The sequence below is a fragment of the Wenyingzhuangia sp. genome (genome assembly GCF_039768515.1).
Taxonomy (GTDB): Bacteria; Bacteroidota; Bacteroidia; order Flavobacteriales; family Flavobacteriaceae; genus Wenyingzhuangia.
This window is the reverse complement of sequence record NZ_JBDNAI010000133.1, coordinates 1-8,757: the sequence shown is the minus strand read 5'-3', so window position 1 is coordinate 8,757 and position 8,757 is coordinate 1. Positions and strand designations below refer to the sequence as shown.

At 35.7% G+C, this 8,757-nt stretch carries 8 protein-coding genes and 1 other RNA gene; 4 read left to right on the top strand and 5 right to left on the bottom strand.

Annotated features, from left to right (window positions below; all coding sequences use genetic code 11):
• Positions 1 to 573: carboxylating nicotinate-nucleotide diphosphorylase (gene nadC / locus ABF281_RS08510; RefSeq protein ID WP_347181250.1), on the bottom strand; the 573-nt coding region annotated here is incomplete at its 3' end.
• Between the two features lie 213 nt (positions 574 to 786).
• Between nadC and rlmH the strand changes: the two genes are divergently transcribed.
• The 4 genes from rlmH to ABF281_RS08490 are packed head-to-tail and all read left to right on the top strand — an operon-like array spanning position 787 to position 3,654.
• Positions 787 to 1,260 carry a 23S rRNA (pseudouridine(1915)-N(3))-methyltransferase RlmH gene (rlmH, locus tag ABF281_RS08505; protein ID WP_347181249.1) on the top strand — a complete coding sequence of 158 codons (474 nt, stop codon included), beginning with the start codon at positions 787 to 789 and terminating at the stop codon, positions 1,258 to 1,260.
• An 18-nt stretch (positions 1,261 to 1,278) separates the two neighbouring features.
• On the top strand, positions 1,279 to 1,851 hold the full coding sequence (locus tag ABF281_RS08500) for a non-canonical purine NTP diphosphatase (RefSeq protein WP_347181248.1): 573 nt from the start codon (positions 1,279 to 1,281) through the stop codon (positions 1,849 to 1,851).
• Positions 1,852 to 1,888: 37 nt separating this feature from the next.
• Positions 1,889 to 2,881: an iron ABC transporter permease gene (locus tag ABF281_RS08495; protein WP_347181251.1), complete on the top strand. Its 993-nt coding sequence runs from the start codon at positions 1,889 to 1,891 to the stop codon at positions 2,879 to 2,881.
• Positions 2,878 to 3,654: an ABC transporter ATP-binding protein gene (locus ABF281_RS08490; protein ID WP_347181247.1), complete on the top strand. Its 777-nt coding sequence runs from the start codon at positions 2,878 to 2,880 to the stop codon at positions 3,652 to 3,654. Before ABF281_RS08495 ends, ABF281_RS08490 begins: the two co-directional genes overlap by 4 nt.
• A gap of 73 nt (positions 3,655 to 3,727) precedes the next feature.
• Here the strand turns inward: ABF281_RS08490 and ABF281_RS08485 are convergent, their stop codons facing one another.
• The 4 genes from ABF281_RS08485 to grpE form a co-directional block, all read right to left on the bottom strand.
• On the bottom strand, positions 3,728 to 6,505 hold the full coding sequence (locus ABF281_RS08485) for a bifunctional aconitate hydratase 2/2-methylisocitrate dehydratase (protein WP_347181246.1): 2,778 nt from the start codon (positions 6,503 to 6,505) through the stop codon (positions 3,728 to 3,730).
• Between the two features lie 222 nt (positions 6,506 to 6,727).
• An RNA gene (rnpB, locus tag ABF281_RS08480) (RNase P RNA component class A) lies at positions 6,728 to 7,056 on the bottom strand.
• A 180-nt stretch (positions 7,057 to 7,236) separates the two neighbouring features.
• On the bottom strand, positions 7,237 to 8,370 hold the full coding sequence (gene dnaJ, locus ABF281_RS08475) for a molecular chaperone DnaJ (protein WP_347181245.1): 1,134 nt from the start codon (positions 8,368 to 8,370) through the stop codon (positions 7,237 to 7,239).
• A gap of 70 nt (positions 8,371 to 8,440) precedes the next feature.
• The coding region (grpE, locus tag ABF281_RS08470) for a nucleotide exchange factor GrpE (RefSeq protein ID WP_347181244.1) at positions 8,441 to 8,757 on the bottom strand (317 nt) is incomplete at its 5' end.

Below are 8,757 nucleotides of genomic sequence, written 5' to 3'. Positions count from 1 at the left end.
TTTCAAGTATTTTTTTGTTTGCTGAATCGCTTTTGCCACACCTCCAGCAAAATCAATATGATTGTCTTTTAACATAATCATGTCATATAAGGCAAATCTATGATTTTCCCCTCCTCCTATTTTTACCGCCCATTTTTCTATGGCACGAATACCCGGAGTGGTTTTTCTAGTATCTAAAACTTTAGCTCTTGTGCCTTTCAACAAATCAACATAGTGTGCTGTTTTTGTTGCAATTGCACTCATACGTTGCATAGCATTCAACACCAACCGCTCGGCTTTGAGGATAGAAAGTGAACTACCTGTCACATAGAGAACAATATCACCCTTTCTTACTTTTTGACCATCATGAATAAGAATATCAACACTAAGGTTCTCGTCAACATATTTAAAAACCTCCAAAGCAAAATCAACACCAGCAATGACTCCAGTATCTTTAACTAATAATTTAGCTTTTCCATCAGCAGTTGAGGGTATACAAGCAAGTGATGAATGATCTCCATCACCCACATCTTCTCTGATAGCATTTGCTATTATTAACTTAATCTCCTTTTCAAACTGAATTTGGTTAATCATTTCATCTTATTTTAAAACAAAGATATACTTCTTTATTTATTATCTACATCCACTTTTGATAAATCTATACTGCGATGGACTTCAGAAAACTAAAATTGTTTACTCCAAACCAAATCAGCACAAATTCCATATGAGAAAGTCGTGACCTTATCCAAGATTGAAACCAAATATCATATGTTCTTAGTACCTTTGCATCAGTAAAGTAAAGAAAATATGAAAATCTCCCTTTTGGCCATTGGAAAAACCGATGATAAAAACCTCATACAACTTATAGAAGACTACCAAGCTAGACTTAAACACTACATCAAATTTAATCTGGATATTATCCCTGACATTAAAAAAATAAAAAACCTTTCTGTAGCACAACAAAAAGAAAAAGAAGGAGAACTGATTCTAAAAAAAATACAGCCAACTGATTTTTTAATTTTATTGGACGAAAAAGGAAAAGAATTTAGATCTGTAGATTTTGCTGATTTTTTACAAAAAAAAATGAATTCTGGAATCAAACAATTGGTTTTTGCTATTGGTGGACCCTATGGTTTCTCTGACAATGTTTATGCGAAAGCAAAAGGTAAAATCTCTTTATCTAAAATGACATTTTCTCACCAAATGATTCGTTTATTCATGATAGAGCAACTTTACAGAAGTGCTACAATCTTAAAAAACGAACCTTATCATCACGAATAATAAACAAACTATACTCTCATGAAAATAGTTTTTGCTACACACAATAAAAACAAACTAAACGAAGTAAAACTATTACTTCCTGACTTCGAGATCCTGTCTTTAACTGATATTGGCTGTTCGGAAGACATACCAGAAACAGCAAACACACTTGAAGGGAATGCGATGATAAAAGCTAACTATGTCACAAAAAAATACGGATACAATTGTTTTGCAGATGATACAGGCTTGCTGGTCGACGCTTTAAATGGTGATCCCGGAGTATATTCGGCAAGATATGCCGGGAAACACGGAAATGCTGATGGCAACATGAATCTGTTGTTATCGAATCTTGACAAAAAGAGAAACCGAAACGCTCATTTCAAAACCATTATCTGCCTAAACATCAACAACCAGCAGCATCTATTTGACGGTATATGCAATGGGACCATTTTAGAAAAAAAACAAGGAAAGAAAGGATTTGGGTACGACCCCATTTTTAAGCCAAAAGGATATACTGTCTCTTTTGCCGAAATGGATGTGAAAACAAAAGGAAAAATAAGCCATCGAGGATTGGCCATCCAAAAATTAATCGAATTCTTACAAAAACAATAAAGTGTATATTTCTGGACAAAAACATCAATCCGTGTTTATAGGATTACTGGTTATACTGATACTTGCAGCAATTCTCAATCTGTATAGTGGTAGTATTGCTATACCTCTGAAAGACATCTGGAATATTATTACTTCTGATCCAACAAGATCAGAAAACTACGAATATATCTTGACTGAGTATCGATTACCGAAAACAATCACTAGTATTGTAATAGGTTTTGGACTTGGAATTAGTGGATTGATCATACAAACATTCTTTAGAAACCCCCTTACTGGTCCATTCGTACTTGGGATTAGTTCTGGTGCTAGCCTAGGGGTTGCTTTGCTTATCATGGGAGGGAGTTTATTTGGTTCTATCCATCACCTTTACAGTTTATCCACACCAATAGCTGCTAGTTTGGGTTCTTTTATCGTTTTAAGTATTGTAATGATTACTGCTAGAAATATACGAAACACAATGTCAATTCTTATCATTGGATTGATGTTTGGAAGCTTCACAACAGCCATAATAAGCGTATTGTCTTATTTTAGTAGTGCTAATGAACTACAGCAATATATATATTGGAGCCTAGGAAGTCTAAGCAACTTGTGTTGGACTGATGTATCTCTACTTACAGGAATTGTAACGATAAGTTCTATAGGATTACTTCCAATTATTAAATCTTTGGATGCCTTACTACTTGGAGAGAATTATGCTAGGAGCATGGGGATTTCGATCAAAAAAACACAAACAATTGTGTTTCTAATTACAAGTTTATTGACAGGGAGTATCACAGCTTTTGTTGGGCCTATTGCTTTCATAGGGCTAGCAATCCCACACATTACTAGACTTATTTTTAAAACCTCTACACACAAAATACTTATTCCGGCTGTTGGAATCATCGGCGCTATCATAATGCTAATTTGCGATAGCTTAACACATATCTCTGTAGGCTCAAAAACATTGCCTATCAACGCTATCACCTCTATTTTTGGAGCCCCAATAGTCATATGGCTTCTGGTGGCCAAATCAAAAACAACTAGATCATGACGCAATCCGCATTAAAATCAACAGCATTAGATATCGGTTTTGGTACTTCAAAAAAAACAACCTGCATCTGCCGTCAAGTTAGTTTTAACCTCAATAAAGGAGAGCTTGTATGTTTATTAGGCAGAAATGGATCAGGAAAATCTACACTGTTAAAGACACTTTCTAAAATACTACCCCCTCTTTCAGGATCGATAGAAATATATGAGAAAAACATAAAAAATGTCTCTTCTAAAGAACTCGCTCTCCTCATTTCCGTTGTACTGACAGAGAAAACTCTTGAAACATCGTTGACTGTTTATGAAACCATTGCGCTAGGAAGACAACCCCACACCAATTGGATTGGCAAATTATCAAACAATGACATTAACCACATTGAAGCATCTATGGCCTTGACAGAGACCAAAGATTTATCTAATAAACTTACACACCAACTAAGCGACGGACAACTTCAACGAGTTATGATTGCGAGAGCTTTAGCTCAAGATACACCTGTCATATTATTAGATGAACCTACTTCACATTTAGATATTCATCATAAAATAAACACGTTTAGAATTCTATCTAAAATCTGCAAAAAAACTCAAAAAACAGTTTTAATTTCTACACATGAAATTAATTTAGCTTTAAAAAATTCTGACCGCCTATTGCTGATAGATCAGTCTGAACTTTCAATCGGAAAACCTAATGACACAAAAATCCAAAAAAGATTAACAACTATTTTCAATTCTGAAGACATTCGTTATGATCTAAACACCAATCAGTTTGTTTTTTAAATCAAAAATGATCAAACACAAAAAAGCTCGAATCTTAGGATTCGAGCTTTTTAATTTATAGAAAAACTTCTAATTACTTAATTAGCTGTTTTAAAGAGGGAGTGAATTTTGTCAAAACAATTCCTTCTACAGCCTGTTCATATTCATCCATAGTAGGTGTTCTTCCTAAGATTGTTGACAATACAACCACTGGAGTTGATGACAACAGAGACTCTCCTTTTTTCTCACCTGAATCTTTTACCACTCTTCCTTGGAACAAACGAGTAGAGGTAGCCATTACAGTATCTCCTGGTTCTGCTTTTTCTTGATTACCCATACATAAGTTACATCCCGGACGTTCTAAATATAATATATTTTCATATTTGGTACGAGCCGCTGCTTTTGGATCATTATCATCAAATTCAAAACCTGAATACTTCGTTAATACCTCCCAATCTCCTTCTTCTTTTAATTCATCTACAATATTATAAGTAGGGGGTGCTACCACTAGCGGTGCCTTAAAATCTACCCTACCCTTTTGTGCCTCAATGTTTTTTAACATTTGAGCTAAAATTTTCATATCCCCTTTATGAACCATACAAGAACCTACAAACCCTAAATCCACTGTTTTAGTTCCTCCATAGTAAGATAATGGTCTTATGATATCATGAGTATAACGCTTAGAAACATCATCGTTATTTACATCTGGATCAGCGATCATAGGTTCTGCAACCTCATCTAAATCTATAACTACTTCAGCGTGATAAGTAGCTGTTGCATCTGGTCTCAAAGCTGGTTTTTCACCAGATCTAATCTCAGAAATACGCTTATCTGCTTTGGTTATTAAACCTTCTAATACCTTCAAATGATTGTCCATCCCTTTGTCAATCATAATCTGAATTCTACCCTTTGCAATCTCTAAAGATTCAATCAAAGTAGCATCTTCTGAAATACAAATTGAAGCTTTTGCTTTCATCTCTGCAGTCCAATCTGTAAAAGTAAATGCCTGATCGGCAGTTAATGTCCCCAAGTGAACTTCAATGATTCTACCTTGAAAGACATTTTCTCCCCCAAACTGCTTCAACATTTGCTGCTGTGTCGCATGGACCACATCACGAAAGTCCATAAACGATTTCATAGCACCTTTAAACGTAACTTTCACTGATTGAGGGATTGGCATAGTTGCTTCTCCAGTTGCTAAAGCTAGAGCAACAGTACCTGAATCTGCACCAAAAGCAACTCCTTTAGACATACGTGTATGAGAGTCTCCTCCAATAATGATGTCCCAATCTCCAACTGTTATATCATTCAATACTTTATGAATAACATCTGTCATTGCAGGATAATTTCCTTGTGGATCACGAGCAGTAATCAAACCAAAGTCATTCATAAACTTCATTAGCCTAGGAATATTTGCCTTAGATTTATCATCCCACACAGAGGCAGTATGACATCCTGATTGGTAAGCACCATCAACGATCGGAGAAATGACAGTAGCAGCCATAGACTCTAATTCTTGAGAAGTCATCAAACCTGTCGTATCTTGAGAACCAACTATGTTAACTTCGACACGAACATCTGAACCTGCATGCAAGATTTTTCCTGGCGTATTTCCTACAGCATTTTTGTTAAATATTTTTTCAACAGCAGTTAACCCTTGTCCTTCAATAGAGATTTCCTTTGAAGATGCATAGACCAATGGGATTTCCATTCCTAGTGTTTTGCAGGCGAAGGTTTGTAATTTTTTACCAAAAACAACTGCATAAGAACCTCCTGCTTTCATAAACTCAACTTTCTGTGGAGTAAATGCAGCAGAGATATCTTTTAATTCTTGATCACCATTATATAATTTCTTTGTCTTGGTATTAATCGTCAATACCGTACCTGTAGCTACTGAATAGGTTTCTTCCAAAACAGGTTCTCCATCAGCATCTCTTACAACATTTCCTTCAGCGTCAGTTTTCTTTACCCAATTTTTTAGATCTAAACCAATACCTCCTGTTACACCCACAGTTGTTAAAAAAATTGGTGAGATTCCATTTGTTCCAGCGATTACAGGAGCTATATTGATAAACGGTACATATGGACTTGCTTGAATACCTGTCCACAAGGCTACGTTATTTACTCCAGACATTCTCGAAGAACCTACTCCCATTGTTCCTTTTTCTGCTACTAACATTACACGCTTATCTGGGTGTTGTTTTTTCAGCGCCAAAAGCTCTTTCTGCATGTCTTTATTGTGTTCAAAAAGACATTGTCCATGTAATTCACGGTCTGAACGGGAATGTGCGTCTGCACCCGGAGAAAGTAAATCTGTGGAAATATCACCCACACCGGCAATGTAGGTTACGATATCAATCTCCTCTTCCACTTCTGGTAAGGTAGTAAAAAACTCTGCCTGAGCATAGCTTTGTAAAAGTTCTTTAGCAACTTCGTTCCCTTCTTTGTAAGCTACTTCTAGACGATCCATGTCGGCCTCGTAAAGATAAACTTGAGTTTTTAAAACCTTTGTCGCTTTCTTAGCTATATCAAAATCACTTCCTAATGCTAGATCTAGCAAAACCTCCACAGAAGGTCCACCCTTCATGTGAGATAGTAATTCTAAAGCAAAATCTTGCGAAATCTCTTGTACACCATACTCTCCAAGAATGATCTCTTTCAAGAATTTAGCTTTTACGACAGCAGCACTTGTTGTACCAGGCACAACATTATAAATAAAGAAATTTAGAGAATCTTCTCTGTATTCATTATTCAAATCTTTTATTTGGTCAATGATCTTGCTCAACAATTCTGCACCATCAATTGGCTTCGGATGAAGTCCTTGATCTTTTCGTTCTTCGATCTCTTGGATATAATCTTTATAAATACTCATAGAAGTTCTTGTATTATTTTTTTTGGATGGGCAATATACAAAATATCGATTTCATAAAAAAAACAGAAATCAGTCAGATTTAATCAAAAATGATATTTTTAACACATTCAGTGATTTATTATTATTTTATCACATGGCTTCATCTGTTAAAATCAAAACATATCATTTTGTAGTACCCCTATTTAAAAACATACAAAAAGGATAAAGAAATATATAAAAGTCATAAAAAGTAGGTATATAAGCCGAGTTCTGTATCTCAAAACAAGTTCGAGATTCTTATCATTTATCTAGAATTACTGTTGCCAATAACTTCAATCTGCCTACCCCTTGGAATTGAGCGAACAACTCTTACCTATAAAGGACTCCAATATACATGACATTGCACCGCATAGAGTTTACCTGGTTTCACTACAGCCGAACTGTACTTGCTTTCTGTTGCACTTGTCCTCTTCTAAAGCAATTTTAGAAGGACGGGGGTTACCCGCTATGCTGTTCTATGGTACTCGGACTTTCCTCCTCGTATAAAACGAGGCGATAAGACAACCTACTTTTCAATGACCTTTATTTTAAATAAAAAACCCACCTAGTAAACTAGGTGGGAAAAATTGCTATGAAAAAGAAAAAGTGTGTTATAAATAACACAACAATACAAATATATAATTCTTTTGAAATAATTAGGTATAAAAAAAGAGAAATAACGACTTACCTCTCTCTTCTTAACATTTGTTATCTTACGAAAACATATCTTTTACTTTTTCAAAGAAAGATTTATCAGACTTCGATGGGTTTGGTGTAAAGTTTTCATGATCTAAATTTGATTCAAAAAACTTTTTCTGACTCTTGTCTAGTTCTTGTGGCGTCCAGATATTAATATGTATCATGAGGTCCCCAGTTCCATAACTTTCTATACTTGGTAATCCCTTTCCTTTTAATCTCAAAATTTTACCCGATTGTACACCTGAGTCAATTTTGATTTTAACTTTTCCTGATACTGTCTCAATCTCCTTACTTACCCCCAATACTGCTTCTGGGTAACTTACATACAAATCATAATGTAAATTTACTCCTTCTCTAGTCAAATGATCATGAGGTATTTCTTCAATTAACACTAATAAATCTCCCGAAATAGAATTATTTCCTGGTGCTTCATTTCCTTTTCCAGATACTTTTAACTGAACCCCATCTGTGACCCCTGCAGGTATATTAATACTCACTGTTTCTTCTTCAACAACAAGACCTTGTGCATCTGCTCCAGAAACTTTGTTTTTCATTACCTCTCCAGCACCACCACAAGCATTACAGGTAGCAGCAGTTTGCATCCTACCCAAAATTGTATTGGTCACTTGCATGACTTGTCCAGCTCCTTTACAGGTAGTACAAGTACCATAAGTTACTCCTTTAGCTTGTTTTTTTCTACGAACTTTTACTTTTTTGTCGGCTCCGTTAGCAATTTCTTCTAGGGTCAACTTTACACGAATTCGCATGTTCGTCCCTTTAACTGATGCTCTTCGCCCTCCACCTCGGCGAGAACCACCTCCACCAAAGCCACCAAAACCACCACCAAAGATATCTCCAAACTGACTAAAAATATCATCCATATTCATTCCTCCGCCAAAGCCTCCGCCTCCGCCTTGTCCTCCTTCAAAAGCTTGATGACCGTACTGATCATATCGAGCCCTCTTGTTGTCATCACTCAAGACCTCATAAGCTTCTGCAGCAAGTTTGAATTTTTCTTCAGCTTGTGTATCTCCTGGGTTTTTGTCTGGATGATATTTTACTGCCATTTTACGATAGCCCTTTTTAATCTCCGCAGCACTTGCACCTTTGGATATCCCTAATACTTCGTAAAAATCTTGTTTTGCCATTTTTCTTATCTTTTTTTGGTTTGCAATAGATTCCTTCGTGAGGACTGCTAAACCTGTATCTCTTTAACTATTATTGTCCTATTACTACCTTTGGAAAACGGATGATCGTATCCCCTAATTTGTATCCTTTTTCGATGACATCAATTACTTTTCCCTTCAAATCTTCGGTTGGTGAAGGAATTTGAGTAATTGCCTCTTGAGTGTCTGCATCAAAAACATCTCCTTGTTTGACCTCAACCTCTGTTAATCCTTTTTGCGCTAGTGTTTTCACCAACTTATCCTGAATTAACACTACTCCTTTTACTAATTCTTCATCTTCACTTTTATTAATTTCGACCATTGCTCTGTCAAAATCATCAATCACAGGTAACATTGACACGATAATGT